This is a genomic window from Bacillus sp. D48C (assembly GCF_053345735.1).
The window spans coordinates 166,705-188,814 of sequence record NZ_JBKFAQ010000006.1 but is presented as its reverse complement, the minus strand read 5'-3'; the positions used below and the strand labels follow the sequence as shown (position 1 = coordinate 188,814).

Below are 22,110 nucleotides of genomic sequence, written 5' to 3'. Positions count from 1 at the left end.
TATTTCTTAATAGAAAGACTGTATATCCTTCTATTTGTTTGACATCATTAAGATGCTCACAAATATAAATAAATTCTATGGCTACATATAGATAAAAAATCTAAAAATTTATATAACGAGATTAGAAGTGTAGCATATTATTGTTGAAGGGTCTTGGTATAATGCTAGGCATTAATGTAAAAAAAACAAATGAAGAGTTAATTATTTCATGGCAATTGGCGGAGATTACAATTCCATTACGTGATGTGATTGAGGTTACCGAAGATGCTACCTATGCTGGTGTTGAAGACGTAGATGTAATACGTATTGGAGCAGCTTATGGGACAACAGACCGTATTTTAATTAAAACAGTAAAACAAAATTATATATTATTTACTACAAATAAAGTTGCTATTTTAAATGCCATTCAGACTTAAATATAGGAGTTTTCTTGGCTAAAATGATAAAAATAAGCACATCTTGTTATAAAAACAGATGTGCTTATTTTTAATTTCTATGCATTTTTACGTTTTAAGAAAATCACTCCACCAACAATTAACAGTAATGCTCCTGCAGCCATAGAGATCCAACTTGTAAGATTAGTACCTGTTTGTGGTAACCATCCAATTTTAGATTGGATTTCTTTCTTAGGTTGTGGTTGTTCTTTTACTTGCTCGTTAGGTTGCTCTGGTGTTGGAGTATTTTCATCCGAATTCGGCTGTTCTGGTTTAGGTTGTTCCGGCTTTACCTCTTTAAATTTCACTGTTTGTCCCTTATCTTCAATTTCAGCGTGAATAGCTATTAATATATTATCTTGATACAGTTCTTCAAATACTACTACTTCTTTACCTTGTAATGCAGAAGCATTACATGTGAAATCTAGTATGATAGAACCATTCTTCTCTTTAGCAGTAAACTTAGATTCTACTGTTACCTCTTTACCATCAACTAATAATGGCTTGTTTGTTGCTTTATCCATTAGTTTACCTTTTACAACGTACTCTTTACCCACGATTAAGTCTTTGTATTCCACTTTATCTTGGATTGTTACAGATTTAGAAGCGTCTAACTCTTTAGAACCATCAGCTTTATTTGTAGCTGTCGTTTTAATAGAAGGTTCTACAAACCGAACTGTTTGACCTACATCATTAATGTCAGCATGAGTTGCAATTACTTGACCTTCATGTAATAAGTCTTCAAACACGACTACTTCTCTTCCTTGCTGTTCAGCACCAACAAAAGTAAAGTCTAATGTTACAAAACCGTTCTTTTCTTTTGCAGTAAACTTCGTTTCAGCTGTTACTTCTTTTCCATCAATTAATAATGGTTTGTTAATAGCTTTGTTCATAAGTTTACCTTTTACAGTGTACTCTTTACCTACAACTAAGTTAGTATACTCCACTTTGTCTTGAATAGTGATAGAATCCTTTGAATGAATCTCTTTTCCACCATCAGCTTTGTTTGTAGCTGTCGTTTTTACTGATGGCTTAACGAACTTAACTGTTTGACCTTTATCATTGATATCAGCATGTGTCGTAACAACTTTTCCGTCTTTCAGTAACTCTTCGAATACTACTACTTCTTTTTCTTCTAAACCAGTTGCATCAAAAGTAAAATCTAGTGTAATAAAACCATTTGCTTCTGTTGGTGTAAACTTCGTTTCAGCAGTTACTTCTTTACCATTTACAACTAATGGTTTATTAGTCTCTTTATTCATTAATTTACCTTTTACAGTGTACTCTTTACCTACTTGTAGATCTTTGTATTCCACTTTATCTTGGATTGTTACAGACTTAGACGTGTGCATTTCTTTTGTACCATCTGTTTTATCAGTAGCTGTTGTTTTTATTGAAGGAATCTTTTCATCTTTGACAATGTGTTTAATGATTTGACCATTCTCTTTAATTTCAAAAGAGAACGTTTCTTCATTTAATACATAACCTTTTGGTGCAACAGTTTCTTTATATGTGTATTTTCCAAATGGTAACTTTTCAAATTTAGCGATTCCTTTATCGTCTGTTTTTCCTTTTACTACTTCTTTTCCTGCTTCGTTATAAATCGTAAATTCTGCATTTGGAAGCTTGTTATTTCCATCAGCTACATCTACCTTTGTAATTTCTAGATCACCTTTGATAAGATGATTAACTGCCAATAACTCAATAATCTTTCCATGTTCCTTTATTTCGAACATAATTGGTTCTTTAACAAGAACATAACCATTTGGAGAAGCCTTTTCTACAAATGAATATTTACCATACGCTAAATCTTTGACGTTAATCTCACCATTTTTATCTGTTTTATATTCACCAATTACTTTTCCACTTGCATCTTTTAGCTCGAATTCTGCACCTTCTAATTTTTTACTAACATCTTCATTATCCACTTTAAGTAATTTTACACTACCTTTTACTTCTGTATTTTCCACTGTAAAAGTAAGTGTTTTATTGTGCTCTTTAATTTCAAAAGGATACTTTGTTTTATTTCCAATATATCCATTAGGTGTTTGTGTCTCTAAGAAATAATATTTACCATACGTAAGACCTTCAACGTTTGCAATTCCATTTTCTTTTGTTACTACTTTTTTCACTTCTTTACCATCTTCAGTGAAGACTGTGAATTCAACATTTGGTAAAACCTTTCCTGAATCACTAAGCTTTTTAATTTCGATGTTACCTTTTACTTTGTTATTTACTATTTGGACAGCTCCTGTTTCTCCTGTCTTAACTTCAATAGTTTGTGGTTTATCATCTGAAACATAGCCTGTTGGTGCTTTAATTTCTTTTAATGTGTAAGTACCAATTGGTAAGTTGTTTAATTCTGCTATACCATCAGCACCAGTCGTGATTTTTCCAACTGATTCATTATTTGCATTAAAGACCTCAAATACTGCATCAGCTAAAACTTCTCCATTTTCTCCAACCTTTTTAATTTTTAAAGAACCAGCTGCTTCCCAATTTACTGCAAGATCACTACTAAGCTTTTCTTCATTTCTTTCTAATAGTACTGTAGCATTCTGAACAGTATCCGTACCACGGTAAGCAATTGCTTGAACTTTTGTTAAGTTTGCAGCAACACTTAGATTAAATTCACCTGTTTTAGTATTTTTAGGAATTTGGATACGGAATTTCTCTCCAACTGAAAGTTGATCTTTCACTTCACCATTTTCACTAACAATTTTTACTCCATTAGGTGCATTTTTTGCTACTACTTTATAAGAACCACCCTTAGCATTTGTTTGTACTGAATATAGATTTGTTTCGAAGAATTCACCCTTTAATTCTGCTTTTTGCTTTTCAGCAGGAATCACATTCATAAAAACATCTTGAGTCTCCTCACTATTATTAGCATTACTAATAATAGCCTTAGCTGCTTTTTCAACATTTTTATTCTCATGTTTTAATTCATTTACATCAAGTTGACCTAATGCATTCCAAACTGCAAGCTGAGTTGCGTAGTGTGCCTCATTCTGATTAGCTACTCCCAACTGCTGAACACTTTTTTGCGGGAAACCGTTTAATAGGACCCTATATACTACATTATCTGTTTTCCCCATTTCAGGAAGATCTTCACCATTTGGTGATTTTAGTCCAAGAGTTAAGCAATAAGCAATTTGACCACTTGAATTTTTAATCATTTCAGTTCGAATGTGCTTTCCTAAACTATTACTATAACTCCAGTTCATTGAATATTTCTCGTGCGTCATAACCTCTGCACTAGCCCTAGGTAAAAATACATTAAGGAATAATGCCAGTACTGATAATAATGTAAAAACTCTTATAATGACTCTCTTACCCAATTTTGTAACCTCCCTAGAATAAATTAATCCGAGTATATATCGCAATATCTAAAACATTCACGATCGACCCGATTATCATTATAAAACAATAAATTACAAATATTAAATAATTTTAATGAAATAGTCAAAAAATTTACACATTTTATTATTTATCAAGTTTTTTTAACGAATTTACTATATACAAATTCTAAAACACGCCTACAATTTAAAAGACAAATATGTATGTTAAATATATAAATAGCAATTCCTTTGCTCCAGTTATTAATCTTCTATTAACCTTCCCCTTATTAAAAATAGCCTTTTCATTTTCTTGTTAATCCGAGTAATTTATACACCTCTTTTAATCTATTAATTCTCTATTACGCTCCTTCATTGAGATATAAGGGTGACTCTTCATTCAAAGAATAAAGTAAAACTTTATTCAGCCCGATCCCCATCTAACTTCTCTGCTTTGAGCCTTACTGCCCACAAATAGCAGGATACATTATGCAACATTGCATTTGATAATCATTTTTAATGTAACTATAATGATTACAGTATTGCTATTAGTCCAATATTCTACATGGAGGTTTTATTATGTTTAAAAAAATTATTGTATCTTCTATGGCGCTTACTATGTTCGGTGGAGCTGCAACTATGCTAGAGGCACCTACTGCTCAAGCAGCTTCTTATAACTCAACATCATCCTCTTACTTTGATGTCACTCCTGAAGAGGCCGTGGCTTTCTATCAATCTCAAGACTATAAAAAATTAAAAGTATTTTTGGATGACTTTGAAGCTAGAAACCCTTATGCCCCAGGTGGAGGCTACGCTCAAGGTAGTGTACGTATGCAAAAATTCAACGATGCTCTTAGAGATGCCAAATTAACAAATGTCTACCAAGAATTTATTAGAATCTCTTACTACAATCATTATCCAGAACCAAAATAATCACAACGGATAAAGTGAAACTTTAATCAGTGGGGGTTTTGTTCATCCCCCACTGATTATTAGTTGAACCAATCGGGCGTTTACTGGCAGCCCGACCCCCACCTAACTTCTTTGCTTCCGCTGAATTTTGAGGTGGGAGTCTTACTGCCAGTTAATGCGGGATTAAATGTTTATTATTTCTATAACTTAGCCTAATTTTAAATGTATAACCTAAAAATAATTACTAAAAACCACTCATATAAGAGTGGTTTTTCTATTTCCCCATATAATTTAGCTGAATGTTACATCATCTTTATTTTAATATCTTTTATAGTAGACATTCTCTCGTTGACACAAACTAGTAGATTAGCAATGAAAATATCAAAATATATTTATAGGTGGTTGGAAGTAATTGTTTTCTGTTTAATAGCAAAAAAGAGCACCCTCTCACAATTAGATAAGGTGCTCGTTTTCATTTTTATCGGTAATTCTCAATTCAATTTAGCTTCTTTCCAATAAGTAAAGATTAAATTAACTTAAAAACAAAGCGTTTTAAATTTAATTCATAGATCTTACTGAAACTTGGAATTGCCCCTTAGAACCATCATCATTTGAAACGTAAATTTTATATGTTCCATTCGGTAATGGAGATAAAGCATTCCGTACATTTGTAACATTAATTTGTTGTTCTCCAGGTTTTATATAACCACCAACAATTAGCTCTGTATTTGGACCTTTTACACTATATCCCATTGTATTTTGACCATTATTTTTCATAGAGAAGCTTAAGTCAGTACTCCCATCATATACGAAAGAAGTTTCAGCCTCGCCACTATAATCCATTGTTTGGGTTAATAATAAGTCTGCAGAAACATGTTCAACTACATGAATTGGATCATTCGTTTTGTGTACTTCTTCAGCATAAGTATTATTCCCTAACACACCAAGTGTTAATGCTGAAACTACTCCACAACTAAGCACTAGTTTATTTAACTTCATTTTAAGTTCCCCCTTGATGTTTGTATTCTATTACCATCATACATCCTTTTCCAAGTGCGTTTTTATGTAATAATTCATATCTATAAAACTATATATCTTAACTTTTTGTATTAACAGTTATTGAGAACCCTACATAGATAAAGCTACAATATTACGCTTCATAAAAAACATGTAAATTTTAAAGTCTTTTTCTAACAAAGTTTTATACGAGTAAGTACCAAAATACTCACATAAATAGCATTTCTATTTCAGATAAAATGTACTAATAAAATTTTTCTAAAATTTCACTTTGTAATTTGATATATTCCATGTTAATATAACGGAGGCTACAAAACAGAAGTCACCACGCATATCATTTTCACAGAATATTCATACTTAAAAAACATTATTTTATCAGTAACTAAATCCCGATTTTACCCATACAAAAGTTAGTTGATAATTTCATATGTACATAAATTTAAATAGATTTTTTCTATTTTCCTTATCAATTTTAATACGAGTAATATAACAGCATGTTTTTCAAGTACCCTTCCTTTTTTAGATAAAAAGTCTACTAATACTAAACATCTATGTCCAACTCATACATAATTCTACTTACAAACTATCGGAGATGCAAAACTATGGGAATTTCTACTCTTTTATTAAATACCTTTATTATAATAATTTGTATCCTTAGCTATCACGTATTTTGGCTAGAGTTTAAAGAAAAAACAACATGTAATAATATGTTATTTTCTATCCTTTCCTCCATTGCTATTATTTTTTGTATGACTTTTCCTTTTCATTTACATGTGGGATTTATTTATGATTTACGTTTTATTCCTATTATATTAGTTTTTCTATATGGAAATACAAAAAACATTATTTTTATAGGAATTTTATATCTTTCTTATCGGTTTTACTTAGGCGGAAATGGCGTTCTTCCATCATTTATTATCTTCACTATTATTTTTGGTATAACAATGCTCTTTCGTTACCTATTACCTATGTATATTAAAGAAAAAAAAGTATTATTAAGCTTACTCCTTATTTTAGTATGTACAACTTCACTTTCTATTTGCGGTATTGTAACTCAAATAAATACAGGAGGGAAAATAGACTCTACTCTCATAGAATTTTTATTAAATTATATAGTCATTAATATTTTCACAGTATTATTATCAGTTTATTTAATAGAGGGAATGATTGAGAAATATAAAATGGAAGAAAAACTGCAACGGGCTGAAAAATTTTATATAGCTAGCGAACTAGCGGCGTCAATTGCACACGAAATCCACAATCCACTAACCACGGTACATGGATTCACTCAATTATTAAATGAAAAACATGCCTCTAAGCTATCTCAGGATCAATACTTAGAAATCATGTTAATTGAAATGCAGCAAATACAATCTACTATTAATAACTATTTATCTTTAACCAAACCACAGAACACCCTAAAAGAGAAAATAGATATTAATCACATTTTAAATCAGGTGAAAGATACTATTTCACCACTCGCTCTATCATACAAAGTTGAAATCAAACAAAATAGTACAGATTCCTTTTATATAAATGGGGACCCCGAAAAATTCAAACTCTGTCTAAACAACATCATCCAAAACGGAATTGAGGCTATGAAAAATGGTGGATTATTACAAATAAATATACAAAAAGTAAAAGGAAATATCATAATTGATATTATTGATTCAGGAATTGGGATGTCATCTCAACAAATAAAACGAATTGCTTTGCCATTCTATTCAACAACAGAAAAAGGAACTGGGCTTGGTACTATGATTGCTTATAGTATTATTAGAGAATTAAACGGAGATATAGAGATAGAGAGTGAATTAGGTAAAGGGACACGCTTTTCTATTAGTATCCCTTGCCAATGTGATAAAAATTTTCTGTTTAGTTAATTATATAAATGAATTTTAAGAATCCCGCTAGCTAGCTTACTTATTAATTATCTTAAATTTATAAAATAATAAGGGTCAGAGCTTATCTATTGTTACAGATACACTCTGATCCTTTAGTTTAATTACAGTAAACGCACTTAATATTTATAACTTTTCTTACATCTGGATGAAATAATAGTTTATCTCTTTTACTAATTAGATTTGTTTAATGTAAATATAGCATCTCTCGACACTTAATTTGTTATTATCGTTAGGGACATTTCCTACAGTTGTTTTTTCATTAAAGTACAGACCTTGTGCCGTTCATTAAAAAAGACAACTCCCCTTTTACTACTTTACTTCCACCGTATAATTCCCTGTTCCACCACCATACTGATACACATGTAAATAATACTTCCCTGGATACGTGTAGTAACTACCTACTAGTTTATTCCCTTGTTGCTGAGCATACGTAACATAATTATTTAAATCTGCTTCAGAATAAAGTACCCAGTTCATTCCGATATTATTTTCATTCGTTACGTTAATTTGAAGATTTTTAGCAGTCTCCACATTAATTTCAAAGAAATCACTTGTATCTCCATTTCCTAAACTAGCACGTAAAACTTGATTTAACTGCAGTTTGTTTGCTGTTTGGAATGAGTTATTCGGTTCTTTTTCTAAACTGTTATCTTCTTTCTTTTGAACAGTTACAGTCGCTGTAGCAGTATTAGTTGCTCCTTTATCGTCTGTTACTGTTAATTTCGCTGTATACGCTCCTTCTTTTGTATATACGTGAGTTGGATTTTGCTCATTACTTACAGTACCGTCTCCAAACTCCCATTTATATGAAGTAATTTTCCCGTCTTCATCTTTTGATGCGTCGCTTTTAAATGAAATTGCTTCATTCACATTTCCACTATACGGACCGTTTATAACCGCAACTGGCGCTTTATTCTCTGCACCTTCTTCTGTATTAATACCGTGGAACACAACATCATATTCAAATTGTCCTGATGCATTCACGCGATAATTTACGAAGTATGCTGTTACCGTTTTATAGCCTGTCCATTCTTTTGCGCTTAAACGTTTTAACGTATCATTAACGTTTCGTGTAATTATTTTCCAATCTTCATATTCTCCTTTTGCTGCAGTTCCTGTATATGTTCCTTGTAGTGTGAATGTATTAAAGAACTTTGATTTATTTTTCTTCACTGATACATTTTTCAATTTTGCTTCCGCCGTTATTTCTGCCGCAATATCTGAAACTGGTTTCGGTGCATGATTTGCTAAATAATCGTCTGATACTAATGGTACGTTATATTTCTCACGATTATCAAATAGCATTTGCATATAATCTTGATATTCTTTATTTAAATTCGCATCTTTACTTAATGTAGAGCGATATGCATCATATGCTGTTACATCATTTTTCCTAATAAGATCATGTATTTTATCAAACATATCATATCTCTTATTGTACATATACGATTGTAAAGCAAAGGAATAATTATAGAAATCCCATGTTCCATACTTTGCATTTAACGTTCGCTCTGCCGTATAACGCTCTGCTGGGTTTGAAGATAATCCTCCTATAATACTCTTTCTCGGTACAACATTATCCGTTCTCGTTGCCCCTGCAAAAAATTCAGCATTCCCTTCTTCAAACCAAGATAATCTTTCATTTTCATATATTTTCCCTTGACCCCATAACCCTGGTACTTCATATCTACCTTGTAAATAATGCGTGAACTCGTGTCGGAATAATTCTTCTAAACTATAAATACTTTCTTCTGGCGTACGCTCATAAGTAAAGAACGTACCTGTTCCTTCTATATAAAGACCACCGTTATTCGTTTCATATCCGTACAATTGACGATTAAACTGATATTCTGCTGGGCTATTATAAATAACCATCGTTAATACATCATCAGGATTTCCTTTTTCTAAAGGTTGATCACTTTCAACCGTACGATGGAATTGTGCCTTCACTTCTTTTGCCGCCCAATATAAACGTTTTACTTTTTCTTCTGTCACTTTATCTCCAGCTTTTAAAACAATTGCCCCATCATCAAACATATACGTTTTTGGCAAATATTTTTTCTTTCCATCTTCTCTTATTTGATCTAAATTCACCACTTTACCATTTGCATCTTTTCCGCCATAATTCGTCGCGATTTGCTCAGCAGCTACGAAATATTGCTCCCCTAAATACGGATAAATTTTCATCGCATCTGTTACAACTTGTAATCCTTTCGTTCCTGTACTATGGAACGAACCGAGCCTACCTGTATAATAAATGCCATTATTAATAAGCCAACCGTTTTTTGCGGTAATCGTTCCCATTAATGCAAAACGACTTAGTTCATTAATATAACTATCTATTTTCTGATACCATACTGTATCTTTCGGTGCTTTCCTCGTATCGTACAAATACGATTGAATGTCGTAATCAACACCTTGCATAATATCGTAAATAGCATTTCCAGCTGAAAGATTATCTACTAATGTAGAGAAATTATCATTATATTGTTTAAAAATCTTTGCAGCCGATGTTATCGTTTCCACATCACTCGAAGCGTTTCCTATTAACTTTCCGTATGATGATACCACTCTATTTTGCTCTAATGTACCCAGCTTGAAATTTGAATTGTTAGCTATCGCTTTTAATGCAGGTAAGCATTTATCATGATAACTCCGTTCATTTAATTTACTAAGTTCCGAATTATAAAATCCTAAATAAAATCCTGAACGTAATACCTCTACTAATGTCTCAATCCCTTTTGAATCATCCTTCGTATAGGCTTGTCCTTGCTGCTTCAATTTATCAATAATCGCCTGCATTCTACTATCATTTTGATAGAATGCTAGACTGTCTGTATTAAACTGAAATAGCCCCGTAATTTGCTCCCAATCAATGGTTATAAGTAAATCTACTAACTGCTGATTGCTTAATTGATTTAATTCAGCAATTGTATAAGTTTTCGCTACAGCTAATTGCTTACTTTCCTTTTTTACCTCAGGCGGTCTTTGTGATAAATCAGCAAATTGTATCCTTTGCTCAAAAGACTTGCTTTCGAGCAATTTCGATGAATGAGCTAATTCTTGTACTGGTAGTTGTACACCGACTGGCTCCATTTTGAGTACATTTCGATAAGAAACTTGCTCTCCCTTAGTATCTTCTGCCAAACTTACCCCTTGAAAACTCCCTAACATTAAACTAGCAAAACTTACCCCTACTAACATTTTTTTTGAATAGCCTTTCATACTCTCCCCTACCTTACATTTTTAGTGTCCCGCTCCATTATTTTACTATTTTTACTTTTTGTCCTGTATTGAGAAAAAATAAGGGAACGTTCACATATGTATCCTTGCTGCGCAAAATTAGCACTTGACTTTATGTGCGTTTTATATCAAAAAAGATAGATAATAGCAAAATTCCTGCTACATCTATCCTCGTTTTCAACACTATGATTTTAACTTTATAAACGTAACTTCCGGTAATGTTTGCATATACTGAATAAACTCATTCTTTTCTTCTGACGATATATTTTTCAGTTGCATCCCTACCTTATAAACAGTTTCTGTACCTTGCTGTGAAGCCTCCACCTCATATGAAACTATTGGAATGCCTTTCACTTGTAGCGTTTCTACTATTTGTTGTACCGCTTCATGTTTATTTATACACATTTGCACCGTTATATTTTGTGGAAATAAAAATTGCACCTTAAAAATACGACTCACAATTTCTAAACCAATTAAAACGAGAATCGTCGCTCCAATCCCTACTACATACATTCCCGCTCCAATTGCTAATCCTATGCCGGCAGTAGCCCATAAACCAGCCGCGGTCGTTAATCCTTTCACCGCCTGCTTTTGAATAATAATTGTGCCTGCACCTAAAAAACCAACTCCACTAACGACTTGTGCTGCAATCCGACTTGGGTCTAGAGACGTATGCTCTTCATACACAATATCTGAAAAGGCATATTTCGAAACAACCATTATTAACGCACTTCCTACCGCTACGAGGAAATGAGTCTTTAATCCAGCTTCTTTCGATCGAATTTCTCTTTCAATACCAATCATTGCTCCTAACAAGCCAGCAACACCGATTCGTATAATAAAATCAAAATCTACACTCACGGGCACTTCCCCCTTTCATTCATTATAGATAGATAAAACAAAAATTATCACAAACATCCATTTATCAACATGAAGGAATACCACTAAAATACACTTAATACTCCGACCATTTTATGTTAATATTTAAAATATTAACATAAAATAAATAACTTCTAATTTTAAATCTTCACTAATTTTCTAAAAAATCAAAGGTGAATTACATGAAATTAGGTTGAGAAACTTAAGAAAACGCTTTCATTTTGTGTCATAATTTTTTTATAAATACTACATAAACAAAGGAGCTTACTAACAATGAACGTCTCGTTACTTACACCTACTACTGATTTACAAGAAGAATACTTAGATTTCTATAACGAATGGAAAGATAGCGGTGAAACAATGATCCCGTGGGTTATCTCAAAAAATCCTGCTAACTTCCCAGCTATGGTTCAAGAACTTCTCGATGCGCATAACGGAATAAATATCCCTGAAACTTGGGTACCAGATTCTACATATTGGCTCGTTACAAATAATAATAGAATTGTCGGAGCTGTTAATATACGTCATAGTTTAACTGAACATCTATTTAACGCTGGCGGTCATATCGGTTATGGCATTCGCCCTTCTGAAAGAAGAAAAGGTTATGCTACGAAATTACTAGCATTATCATTAGAAAAAACGAAGGAATTAGACATCACGAAAGTACTTGTCGTTTGCGACGCAGTGAATACCGCTTCTGAAAAAACGATTTTACATAACGGCGGGCTTCGTGATGATGATTTCACTGAGGAAGATGGGAATGTAGTAAGAAGATATTGGATTGAGCTATGAATGATCACAAATAAGCGAGAAAGTGATTATACACTTTCTCGCTTATTTTACACTGCTTCTATTTCAAACTGCACTGTAATACCACTTGGATCTACTACCGTAAACCCATTTGTAGTTTCATTTATTTCATGTTGTTTTTCTATTAATCTTTCTTTCACTGCATCTAACGCTTCTTTATGCGGTAGTACAATTGTATATACCTTTAGTCCAGTTGCATGTACTGGTGGGTGTGGATTATTTACTCCGTTCCACGTATTTGCACCGATATGGTGATGATATCCTCCTGCAGAAATGAATAAGCAGTCATCTTCACGTTGTTGCACTTCAAACCCTACTGTCTCTACATAAAACTCGTGTGATTTTTCTACATCAGCTATTCGTAAATGTACGTGCCCAACGACAGTATTAGCAGGTAATCCATCAGCCTCATAATCAACGAGTGTTGCCAGCTCTTTTAAATCTAGTGGCGTACTTCCTCCTGGTCCTTCTCCCCATTGATCACGCGGACGGTCTGCATAAATTTCAATACCATTCCCCTCTAGATCTTGCAAATAAAACGCTTCGCTATATGTATGATCACTTGCACTGTTAAACCTTGAGATTGGTAAAATTTCATTTGAATATGTATAACGCCCTTCTTGCTCAGCTGGGCTGTCAATTACATTCTTATTACGAAGAACCCCAAATAGCGCAGAAGCAAAAGCTTCACGAGTCGGAACTAAAAAGGCTACATGATATATACCAGTCGTACGCGGTTCTTGCAGTACCCCGTCCTCTATCTTTTCAAGAACAAGTAATGTATTCTTACTACCTTTTCCTGCTAAATATGCTTTATTCCCCTCTTGCTTAATTACCTCTAATCCTACAACATTCTCATAAAAAGCAATTTGACGCTCTAAATCTTTCACTTTAAATTCAACATGACCAATACGTGTTTTCGGATGAATTCGTACCATGAATAACTTCATCTCCTTATCCCTATATTTTACCATTACATATAACCGTTACTATGAAGGATACAACTAAAATCATCCTATGTAAATAAGAAAAGTCAGAATTTACATGCATTTTTATTTTCATAATAAAAAAAGCCTCCTTTTCTAACTTTCAGAAAAGGGGGCTTTTTAACGCTTATCTCATTTTATGTACTTCAGCAACTAGCTTTCCACCCTGAATGCCCATATAAAGCTTCACAGGTGCATCATTCGTATTTTCAAATACTAAATCTAAATATGGATATGCAATTGTAGCATCTCTTCCTTGAGGAACATAACCTACCGTTTTAGAATGTGTAGTTCTCTCCACCATTTTCAGGCCAGCTTGATCTGCTGCATTGTATAAAGTTGAAGATGTTTGGCAAACACCACCACCGTATCCATCTACTAATTTACCATCAACTATTTCTTTCCCTAATTGATATCCTTTGTCTGGTGTTGTATCACCGATTAATGAATTAAAAGAGAAACGGTCTCCTTTTGCTAACACAACTCCATTTATACTCGCTGCTGACAAACGAATATTCTCAATACGGCCACCTGTTGAACCGCCTAAGTTCGTTTCATATCTACCAATTACCGTACCATTTCCTTGCGCATCACTTAATGTTGCGACTGGTTTTTTCTCCACGATCGGCAACTGATACGTAGCATCCCACATACCCACATTTAACAATTTATCTACTAATTCTTTTTCCATTAATTCATAAGAAGGTTTTCCTTCTTGCCAACTTCCATCAGGTGCTATACGTGAAGGAACCATTTTTTTGTCGACGCTTTTTCCAACCTCACCAACAACCTTTGTTACAGACTTTTTAAATTTCGCTTCATCTTCAAAATAGCCTAAACCAGATAAATCTAATTTTTTCACTTCAGTACCAGTTCGACCATCAACTAAACTAATAGTATCCTGCACTTCTGCTTTAGCCTCTACAGTGTGCCCACCAATATCACTTACCAATGCAACATCACTTACTTTTGTACCACAGCCACTCACTACAGCTACACATAACACCCCAACTAATATACCCTTTACTTTACGGAACAATATACTCTCTCCCTTTCCCCAACATCACTATTATGTATTTATTTCATTTTTATGTATGTTTTGTTACAATCATTTTACAATATGTTTATAAAATGTTACAAGTTATTTTTCACTCTATATAAATTACTCTTTTCTTTTACAAATGTCTATACATATTTACATAAAAGTTTGAGTTTGATAGAATTGTAACTTTTATGTAAACTCTCCCTTTTATCCAGTATATACCATTAAGCAAAAGAAATACAAATCAAAAACCCTCAAGCTATTTTTTATAAAGAAAAATCCCTCAACATAAATAGGTATTTGCCGTGCCACCGCTCCGCTTTTGCACATACATTATGGTGAATTCAACCTATTTTAAAGAAATGGAGGATGTTATTATGTATCCCTACAATCCATATGATCCATATAATCAATATGCGTACCAACAACCACAGTATGACTTACAAGCACAATACCAATCTTATATAGATCACGCAGAGCAAACGAATCCATATGACCAAAATAGACAATTCCAACTTCCAATCTCTTTTCCTGGCACTGGAAATCGTCAATTAGAAAGACGCGTAAATGAGCTTGAACAAAGAGTACGTCAACTAGAAAATACAGTTGAGCGCCATACACGTAGACTAAACCGCTTAAACCAACGTTTACGCACAGTAGAAAACAGACTAAACATTCCATTCGCAGCATTAGAAGACGGATTTTAATCGAGAAAATAAAGTGAAACTTTAATCAACCTTCACCAATCGGGCTTTTACGGGCAGCCCGCCCGGCAAATAGCGGGATAAAAATTATATAAAGGAAGGGGCTCCCCCTTCCTTATATAAATTGACGAAAGTTTTTTCCATCTCTATACTGATAAGAGTTAATGAAATGAAACAAGGTGATAAATATGGATTTTGAAATAAATTATCTTTCCTTTTATGTTGTACAAGTAGAAGGAAAAGGTGAAGCAGTTGATAAACGCTACAAACATTTTCAAACTTTAGACGCTGAAGAATATGAAGATAGCTCCTTAAAAGAATTTTTGAATGGTGAGTTATTAAAAATATCGAAGCGAAAAGTAGAACGTCATGCAAAAACAGAACAAGCCCCAACAAAAATTGGTCGCTTTATTGTAGAGGAAGGGCACGAACTTGATTCAAACCCTCATTACAACCTTTTTAATCGTATTCGCTTTGCAGAAACAAAGGAAAACTTTAAAGATATGAGCGAACCTCTCGTTTATACATATCTTGACACAAGCGCTGTACGCGGTGGTGTATTTTTAATTGCTCAGGCAAAACTACGCAAATACTTTGATGATCCATTCGTATTTGTAATGAAATGCGACTTCGAACCAAAGGTGGCTTCTATTTCTGATGAATCAACACTGATTCGTAACGTTGAAATGGCCATCACAACAAAGAATATGAAATCTATCCAATATCCGTACATGCCTGAAGAAGGTATGGTCGAAGTGGGCGAATTAAAAATTCACCAAGCATCACACGCCCGCTACTTTGAAGACTTCTTAAAATTCGTCGAATATGAACGCTCTATGCCTGAAATTATGAAAACACAAGTAATGGACATGGTATACGACCAAATTGAAGATGTATTTGAAGAAGGTACAGAAGAACGCGAACAATTCGACCAAGCGATGGAAGTATGGGCTGCCAGTCCGAAACGCGAAATTATGGAACAATTTTCAACCGAAGAAGTAATGGAAGCTACCGCTCAAATCGTTGAGCATGCTCCTGAAGTGGAATTAAAGCTAAAAGCAGACCATATTTCTGTGAAGGCGTTACTTGCTGATTTCGGGGATCAAATACATATTGCGAAGGTAAATGACCGATATGTACTTATGATTGAAGCAGACACACTTACATTTGAAAAGGGCTTCTCTCCTATTGAGTTTCTGAAGCCAGATGAGCTGCAAGATGTGATTGAGCGGATTGAGAATAAGCAACAGTATTCGTATGATCCGAACGGGATTGAATAAATCCTTCCATATATCTGTTTTTATTGGGCGCTTTTAATAAGCGCTCTTTTATTTTGAGCTTAGTTGATGTTTATATTAAAAAACGATTCTTAATAGAATCGTTTTTCCTGATTTATAACAAAAATATGCTTATTTTTAAAAATTATTATTGATTCAAGATATCAATTGTCGCAGAATCAAGTAAATTCCTTCCTTGTTGTGCAAGCGTATTTCCATTAGAGTAGTCACTATGTATGTTGGTAAAATGAAAACTTCACTTCACTACCTCAAATTTATTATACTCGTAAAAAGATAATTGAAAACGATATTCCGGATGCTCTCTCACCCAATCGTAGGCTTCTTCTAAAATTTCCATTTTGTTTTGCAAGTCATTAAGTTCACTACATTTGTCCTTTTTCTGTTTGCACAGAGGGCAGAATCCATTTACTATGTCGGCACTTGTCGCCCTAATAGTTTTACTTTTTAAGTCAACTACTAAACGAAGAAGAAGAGAATGCTCAGCTTTTGTAGTCACCGTCATTTCAGCAACCCCATCCTCATTCCAAAAGACACCGTTTAATTCCATCTGTACGGTGACGTCTTTAATATCCAAGTCTATCACTATCACACCTCCCTTGTATAAAACTCATATTTTACTCTTCGATTTTAATCTTTAATACACCACGCTTTAAAGATATATTAAGCTTTTTCCAATTCTTCTTCTTTGCTATGAAAGGAAGTATAATTACTGCTGATAGCGTGGTAAATATTATCCCCAAAACTACAACTGTTACAATGTTAAAGATTGCTTCCATTTAACTGTATCCTCTTTCATTTCTATGGGCTCTAATTTTATGAATGTATTTAAAAATTCTTACCGCCCCTTAATTTTCAAAGCAATTATAATGGCCCAATCACAACAAATCAATTCCTATTTAATATGAATACTTTATTCATCCATCAATATAATGATGTTAAATTTATGTAGCTAGAAATAAAGGAGAATGTCATTTAACCTCTACATTCTCCTCCATCTCAGCCAAATACCTAATCTGCCGTTCTGCTTTTCGCACTGCCGTACGAAAATGTTTTTTCAGCAGTTCTACTGTATTTTCACTTATATAATATCTTTCCGTAATACTTTCCCACGTGTCACTACTTTCAAATGTACTCCATTCAAAAGAGCGTTCTGTATTTTTCTTTAGTTCTTTAAACACCCATTTTCGCATCTTTTTTTTCGCTTTTTCCGTTAGTTTCCCGTCCTTTACAAGTTCCAGTTCGCCATGTCTTTTGTACCGTTTATGAATATCTCTCTCGCTATATACTTTAAGAAGTATATTTGCTGTATTCTCAGCATCTGCTAGAGCTCGGTGCTGTTTCCCTTCCCATGTTAAACCGAGCTGTTCTACTGCAAATTGTAAACTTGGCGTATGTTCAAATAATTCTTCATACGCTTGGAAAACAAATTTTTGCAAATCAATTCTATTTTCTTTTTCTATACTTGGGCATTCAACACCATGTAATGCACAATCATGAGATAGAAAGCGATAATCTTCTTTTCCCCATGAAACAAATATACAATCTTCGCCGATGAACTGAATAAATTTCTCTACAATTTGAGGGAATTTTTCTACACCAATTAAATCTTCCTTTGTAATTCCAGTCAATTTTGTCGTATGACGAGTTAATCGTGCACTTGGTTTTACTAACTCCGAAAACTCTTCAATTATCTTCATTGTACCTATTTTTATTTTTACAGCTCCGATATCAACTATTTCTGACGGATCTTCTGATTTATACGGTCTGAAATTCCTCTCAATATCAAACACAATGAAATGTGTAGCGTTTTTCAATTTATTTACCTCTTTCTAAATTCCTTTTCACACAAACACTCTATTTTCAGTATTTATTTATTCATGTACTTTATACAAAAATACTCCGAATAAATAAATGAAAATTCAGTCTCGTTATGATATGTAAGTAGGAGGACATCTATAAAAATGCAAAAAAAAGAAGGGCGAGCCCTTCTTTTTTCAAAAATTACTTCTTGTTTACGTTAGTAGCTTGAGGTCCACGGTTACCTTGTTCTACTTCGAAAGTAACTTCTTGACCTTCTTCTAAAGTTTTGAAGCCTTCGCCTTGGATAGCTGAGAAATGAACGAATACGTCTTCTCCGCCTTCAACTTCGATGAAACCGAAACCTTTTTCTGAGTTAAACCATTTTACTTTACCGTTTTGCATGAAAAAAATCCTCCTACAATGTACCTATATGTACATATTCATTTTCAACCACCTTACAATAATAAGCCAGATATTAAAAAACTGCAACCCCTGAGGAGATTTAACATTGCTATCCTCCTCGGAAGTTACAGCTCATTTAAATCTCTATATTATTAAAAGTAAAATGGTTTAAATACACTATATCATATCAATATAATAAAAGTAAAGTTTTTTTCTTAAATTATTTTTTGTTCCCACTGCATTGCTTTTAATTCGCCTGATCCGGCTACTACATAACCATCTTTTTGATTAACAATGCGCCATCCGTGCCCTTTAACTGAATCACATACTGTAACAATACCTTCGTCAAGAAGCACACGGCACACACTACTAATACCCGCCTTATTTTGTGTTGAAGTTGTATATAAAACATGTTGATCTACACTTAAGTCTAAATAACTACTTGCTTTCTGCTCACTTTGACATGTATGCCAATATATTTTTTCACTCGCAATACTTTCATCTATTTTACAATAAGAAATATTCCCGCTAACTCCCTTGCACGATCCACTTGCCGCTACTAAATAAGAATTGTGTAAAGTCAACGCGGAGATCATTTGATTCATCGCAATTTTAATCCTCTTTAATTTACGTGTCTTCAAATCAAAGAGCCAAACACCACCATATTTAGCATGTATTTTCGTACCAATAAATAAGTAATGCTTATATAAAAATAACGATCGAATAGACGGTGCCGCACTGCCATACTCAAGAAACGGATGAATAGTCTCCCATGTCGAACCGAAATTATTAGAAAGATACAGCGTTTTTTCTCCATGAGCAATGACAGTTCCTTGTACATTGCTACATACATTCCAACTCGTTGCTTTTGTTGGAAAACGCTGAATTGTCCAGTTCTCTCCACCATTCATACTACGAATAAAAATCCCTTCGTCACCTACACCATAAACTACATTATCTTCGCTATGTAAATCCCTAATTCGTTTTTGAAAACCATTTAAAATTCGTTTCCATTCTCCGTCTTGTTCAATAAATAAGCCATTATATGTAGTAGCTAACAACAGTTTTCCATCTCTTAACTTTGCAATAGCAGTTGCACTTAACATTGTCTCCACGTTGACACTCCCATTCTTAGAACTTCTCAGCAAATGCAATTGCAAAATTACTGCATTTTTCAACATCCTCTTCATCTTCTGGAGCTAATTCAATTTTCAGCCCTTCTTGTACAAGCTCTGCACCGCGTTCTACAAGACGTTCTTCAAATATCGTTACCGCTTCACAAAATAGTTCATACGCCGTATCACCTGATCCGAATACCGCTACCTTTTTCCCAGCTAAATCTATATTTTCTAAGTCCTCATGAAAATCTTCCGCTTCAAATGGTAATTCACCATCGCCCCACGTATAAGATCCTAAAATGATTCCATCATAAGCTAATAATTCTTCAGCATCCATGCCTTCCATTTCTTGCAATACTACTTCATGATCAAAAGCATCTAAACTAACTTTAATTAAATCAGCAATACTCTCTGTATTTCCTGACATACTTGCATAAGCTATTAAAATTTTTGCCACTTTGGCATCCCCCTCTAACAATAAATGATTCTCATTCTCATTATATTAATAATGAGAATCAATTTCAATTGATTTTTTCTACTTTTATTTATATTACTTATTTCAAATAAAGTGAAACTTTAATGAGTGGGAGTTTTGTTCATCCCCCACTCATTATTAGTTGAACCAATCGGACTTTTACGGGCAGCAGGGCCCTCACCTAACTTCTTTGCTTCCACTGAATTTTGAGGTGGGGGGTCTTACTGCCCGGCAAATAGCGGGATAAATAAAAAAGCACAGATGACTATACAATCATCTGTGCTTTTTTATTACTTTTTAAAAATACCAAAAGGCTTTCCTACTGGTAAAACAACTTTTCCAAAGTGTGTATTTAACACTGCTGCTGCTGAACCGTAGAAAGATAATAATGAAATAAGAAGTTCAGAATATGCTGCTAAATTATGCATTGCGTGCGGCATAACACCTAAAGTACTTAATGAAAGACCAATAAATAAGAAATCAATAAGGACAAAGATCATAAATAATACTTTATGTGTTTCCATTGCACCAATCGTCATAAAGATTGTGAAAATCAAATATCCGATAAAGGCTACACCAAGCTGTTTTGAATCTGCAGCTTGTGCTAATTTTTCGCCAAATACTCCAAGTTGAATTAACCAAGTCATTCCAACACCTAACCAAAATAGGCCGTACGCACCAAATGCTGTCGTACCGAATGTATTGTTATGCTTTGCATCGTGAATGCAAGCAAAGATTTGTGCAAATCCTCCTAAAAAGATTGCCCATGGTAATACAAGTGAAACGCCATCTGTTAAGCCTAACTTTTGAGATGATGCTACAAGTGTTACCATTGCTAATCCAAATAGACCAATTCCAGATGGATCCGCTGTTGTCATTTTCACATGATGTGTAGTAGTTTGATTGCTCATATAAACCTCCTGATTATAAACATACTCGAATACAATACTTAAATCAGAAGCCTATGTCAATGGTTTTTTTTGTATGTTGTCAGACGTTATATTTTATAATGATTAAATATATTTCCGACCACTTCATAAGGTTTTATATTCACTTTTTCCAACTCGTTTATCGGTAGCCATAACGGAATATAACTTCCTCTACCTTCCCGCTGAAATTCCTCAGCTGTTCCACTTCCGAACACTCCGCCTGTAATATAGGCACCATAATAATATTCATTTCCTTTATATTTTACCTTTGCAATAAGGTGCTCCACTTTTATATGTAGCCCTAATTCTTCATATACCTCTCTTTTCGTTGCCTCTTCAGGCGTTTCACCTTCCTCAACCCCTCCGCCAGGAAAAACATAATATGTTTCCTCTTCTCGAATACGTTTTATAAGAGCAATTTTCCCTTCGTGTACAATGATAGCCGCCCCGCGATTTCTTATCATTTTATTTCCTCAATACGAATCGCGACTGTTCCCCACTCTTTTTCTTGTTCTTTCGTATATATTTTGTATGTACTTTCTAACATTTCCTCTAAACTATCATTCTCACAATCCAATAATTTTTTATCAATTTGTTCATACATAGATTTAAAGCTCTCGTATCGCTTTATTTCCGTTACTTTTACCGTCATCATTTCTGTCGTCGTAAGATTCGTAAATACGATTTCATCGCCTTTGTTTATTAGTTGACGTTTTTTATCGTATAGGCGTACTTCATATACTTTTTTTCCTGATTGAATTGACTGAAACGGTTTATTATATAAACCCATTTCGTATCGCATACATCCCACTCCCTTTT

Annotated in this window: 21 protein-coding genes; 6 read left to right on the top strand and 15 right to left on the bottom strand. The window is 33.7% G+C overall.

The features are described 5' to 3' along the window. The first annotated feature begins 161 nt into the window (after positions 1-161). A complete protein-coding gene (locus tag ACLBXA_RS16990) occupies positions 162-416 on the top strand; it encodes a SunI/YnzG family protein (RefSeq protein ID WP_000900690.1) in 255 nt (84 codons plus the stop codon). Between the two features lie 77 nt (positions 417-493). On the opposite strand, the gene ACLBXA_RS16985 is transcribed toward ACLBXA_RS16990, so the two are convergent. Beyond that, positions 494-3,775, bottom strand: coding sequence for a VaFE repeat-containing surface-anchored protein (locus tag ACLBXA_RS16985; protein ID WP_000520177.1), 3,282 nt, complete (start codon positions 3,773-3,775; stop codon positions 494-496). A 576-nt stretch (positions 3,776-4,351) separates the two neighbouring features. Between ACLBXA_RS16985 and ACLBXA_RS16980 the strand changes: the two genes are divergently transcribed. Continuing rightward, positions 4,352-4,705, top strand: a complete 354-nt coding sequence (locus tag ACLBXA_RS16980) for a hypothetical protein (RefSeq protein WP_000473481.1) — start codon at positions 4,352-4,354, stop codon at positions 4,703-4,705. A gap of 537 nt (positions 4,706-5,242) precedes the next feature. Here the strand turns inward: ACLBXA_RS16980 and ACLBXA_RS16975 are convergent. Continuing rightward, on the bottom strand, positions 5,243-5,683 hold the full coding sequence (locus tag ACLBXA_RS16975) for a hypothetical protein (RefSeq protein ID WP_000773517.1): 441 nt from the start codon (positions 5,681-5,683) through the stop codon (positions 5,243-5,245). 620 nt (positions 5,684-6,303) lie between these two features. On the opposite strand from ACLBXA_RS16975, the gene ACLBXA_RS16970 reads away from it, so the two are divergent. After that, positions 6,304-7,584, top strand: coding sequence for a sensor histidine kinase (locus ACLBXA_RS16970; RefSeq protein WP_000513024.1), 1,281 nt, complete (start codon positions 6,304-6,306; stop codon positions 7,582-7,584). A 330-nt stretch (positions 7,585-7,914) separates the two neighbouring features. Here ACLBXA_RS16970 and colA read toward each other — a convergent pair whose 3' ends face one another. Both colA and ACLBXA_RS16960 read right to left on the bottom strand, forming a co-directional pair. Then, a complete protein-coding gene (colA, locus tag ACLBXA_RS16965; protein ID WP_447617330.1) occupies positions 7,915-10,830 on the bottom strand; it encodes a collagenase ColA in 2,916 nt (971 codons plus the stop codon). Positions 10,831-11,031: 201 nt separating this feature from the next. Then, positions 11,032-11,709: an MgtC/SapB family protein gene (locus tag ACLBXA_RS16960; protein WP_000109726.1), complete on the bottom strand. Its 678-nt coding sequence runs from the start codon at positions 11,707-11,709 to the stop codon at positions 11,032-11,034. A gap of 291 nt (positions 11,710-12,000) precedes the next feature. Between ACLBXA_RS16960 and ACLBXA_RS16955 the strand changes: the two genes are divergently transcribed. After that, positions 12,001-12,519 carry a GNAT family N-acetyltransferase gene (locus tag ACLBXA_RS16955; RefSeq protein WP_001103122.1) on the top strand — a complete coding sequence of 173 codons (519 nt, stop codon included), beginning with the start codon at positions 12,001-12,003 and terminating at the stop codon, positions 12,517-12,519. A gap of 47 nt (positions 12,520-12,566) precedes the next feature. Here the strand turns inward: ACLBXA_RS16955 and ACLBXA_RS16950 are convergent, their stop codons facing one another. After that, the gene (locus ACLBXA_RS16950; RefSeq protein ID WP_447617329.1) at positions 12,567-13,475 is read right to left on the bottom strand and encodes a VOC family protein; all 909 of its coding nucleotides are present in this window, start codon (positions 13,473-13,475) and stop codon (positions 12,567-12,569) included. Between the two features lie 175 nt (positions 13,476-13,650). Further along, entirely contained in the window at positions 13,651-14,562 is a 912-nt protein-coding gene (locus ACLBXA_RS16945) for a VanW family protein (RefSeq protein ID WP_000488994.1), read from the bottom strand. A gap of 380 nt (positions 14,563-14,942) precedes the next feature. On the opposite strand from ACLBXA_RS16945, the gene ACLBXA_RS16940 reads away from it, so the two are divergent. Next, positions 14,943-15,272: a hypothetical protein gene (locus ACLBXA_RS16940; protein ID WP_000283708.1), complete on the top strand. Its 330-nt coding sequence runs from the start codon at positions 14,943-14,945 to the stop codon at positions 15,270-15,272. A gap of 185 nt (positions 15,273-15,457) precedes the next feature. Continuing rightward, on the top strand, positions 15,458-16,549 hold the full coding sequence (locus ACLBXA_RS16935) for a DUF3900 domain-containing protein (RefSeq protein ID WP_000345047.1): 1,092 nt from the start codon (positions 15,458-15,460) through the stop codon (positions 16,547-16,549). 253 nt (positions 16,550-16,802) lie between these two features. Here ACLBXA_RS16935 and ACLBXA_RS16930 read toward each other — a convergent pair whose 3' ends face one another. The 9 genes from ACLBXA_RS16930 to ACLBXA_RS16890 all read right to left on the bottom strand — a co-directional run bounded on the left by ACLBXA_RS16930 (position 16,803) and on the right by ACLBXA_RS16890 (position 22,093). After that, positions 16,803-17,150 (bottom strand): hypothetical protein, encoded by a 348-nt coding sequence (locus ACLBXA_RS16930; protein WP_000566111.1) that lies wholly within the window; start codon positions 17,148-17,150, stop codon positions 16,803-16,805. Positions 17,151-17,181: 31 nt separating this feature from the next. Next, the gene (locus ACLBXA_RS16925; RefSeq protein ID WP_000387294.1) at positions 17,182-17,343 is read right to left on the bottom strand and encodes a hypothetical protein; all 162 of its coding nucleotides are present in this window, start codon (positions 17,341-17,343) and stop codon (positions 17,182-17,184) included. A gap of 192 nt (positions 17,344-17,535) precedes the next feature. Beyond that, positions 17,536-18,381 (bottom strand): exonuclease, encoded by an 846-nt coding sequence (locus ACLBXA_RS16920; RefSeq protein WP_000786425.1) that lies wholly within the window; start codon positions 18,379-18,381, stop codon positions 17,536-17,538. Between the two features lie 187 nt (positions 18,382-18,568). Next, complete coding sequence (cspB, locus tag ACLBXA_RS16915) at positions 18,569-18,769, bottom strand: cold shock-like protein CspB (protein ID WP_001179150.1); 201 nt, start codon at positions 18,767-18,769, stop codon at positions 18,569-18,571. A gap of 215 nt (positions 18,770-18,984) precedes the next feature. Next, positions 18,985-19,884: a WD40/YVTN/BNR-like repeat-containing protein gene (locus tag ACLBXA_RS16910; RefSeq protein WP_000449483.1), complete on the bottom strand. Its 900-nt coding sequence runs from the start codon at positions 19,882-19,884 to the stop codon at positions 18,985-18,987. A gap of 16 nt (positions 19,885-19,900) precedes the next feature. After that, positions 19,901-20,344 (bottom strand): flavodoxin, encoded by a 444-nt coding sequence (locus ACLBXA_RS16905; RefSeq protein WP_001062758.1) that lies wholly within the window; start codon positions 20,342-20,344, stop codon positions 19,901-19,903. Between the two features lie 308 nt (positions 20,345-20,652). Next, positions 20,653-21,273, bottom strand: coding sequence for an acetate uptake transporter (locus tag ACLBXA_RS16900; protein ID WP_000070938.1), 621 nt, complete (start codon positions 21,271-21,273; stop codon positions 20,653-20,655). An 86-nt stretch (positions 21,274-21,359) separates the two neighbouring features. Then, positions 21,360-21,755, bottom strand: coding sequence for an NUDIX hydrolase (locus ACLBXA_RS16895; RefSeq protein WP_447617328.1), 396 nt, complete (start codon positions 21,753-21,755; stop codon positions 21,360-21,362). After that, positions 21,752-22,093: an ASCH domain-containing protein gene (locus tag ACLBXA_RS16890; RefSeq protein ID WP_001268365.1), complete on the bottom strand. Its 342-nt coding sequence runs from the start codon at positions 22,091-22,093 to the stop codon at positions 21,752-21,754. Before ACLBXA_RS16890 ends, ACLBXA_RS16895 begins: the two co-directional genes overlap by 4 nt. Positions 22,094-22,110 lie beyond the last annotated feature (17 nt).

Coding starts and splice junctions, on each gene's coding strand:
- ACLBXA_RS16895 (WP_447617328.1), bottom strand. CDS start 21,755: ATGATAAGAAATCGCGGGGCGGCTATCATTGTACACGAAGGGAAAATT.
- colA (WP_447617330.1), bottom strand. CDS start 10,830: ATGAAAGGCTATTCAAAAAAAATGTTAGTAGGGGTAAGTTTTGCTAGT.
- ACLBXA_RS16940 (WP_000283708.1), top strand. CDS start 14,943: ATGTATCCCTACAATCCATATGATCCATATAATCAATATGCGTACCAA.
- ACLBXA_RS16950 (WP_447617329.1), bottom strand. CDS start 13,475: ATGGTACGAATTCATCCGAAAACACGTATTGGTCATGTTGAATTTAAA.
- ACLBXA_RS16970 (WP_000513024.1), top strand. CDS start 6,304: ATGGGAATTTCTACTCTTTTATTAAATACCTTTATTATAATAATTTGT.
- cspB (WP_001179150.1), bottom strand. CDS start 18,769: ATGCAAAACGGTAAAGTAAAATGGTTTAACTCAGAAAAAGGTTTCGGT.
- ACLBXA_RS16935 (WP_000345047.1), top strand. CDS start 15,458: ATGGATTTTGAAATAAATTATCTTTCCTTTTATGTTGTACAAGTAGAA.
- ACLBXA_RS16890 (WP_001268365.1), bottom strand. CDS start 22,093: ATGCGATACGAAATGGGTTTATATAATAAACCGTTTCAGTCAATTCAA.
- ACLBXA_RS16955 (WP_001103122.1), top strand. CDS start 12,001: ATGAACGTCTCGTTACTTACACCTACTACTGATTTACAAGAAGAATAC.
- ACLBXA_RS16900 (WP_000070938.1), bottom strand. CDS start 21,273: ATGAGCAATCAAACTACTACACATCATGTGAAAATGACAACAGCGGAT.
- ACLBXA_RS16980 (WP_000473481.1), top strand. CDS start 4,352: ATGTTTAAAAAAATTATTGTATCTTCTATGGCGCTTACTATGTTCGGT.
- ACLBXA_RS16990 (WP_000900690.1), top strand. CDS start 162: ATGCTAGGCATTAATGTAAAAAAAACAAATGAAGAGTTAATTATTTCA.
- ACLBXA_RS16925 (WP_000387294.1), bottom strand. CDS start 17,343: ATGGAAGCAATCTTTAACATTGTAACAGTTGTAGTTTTGGGGATAATA.
- ACLBXA_RS16975 (WP_000773517.1), bottom strand. CDS start 5,683: ATGAAGTTAAATAAACTAGTGCTTAGTTGTGGAGTAGTTTCAGCATTA.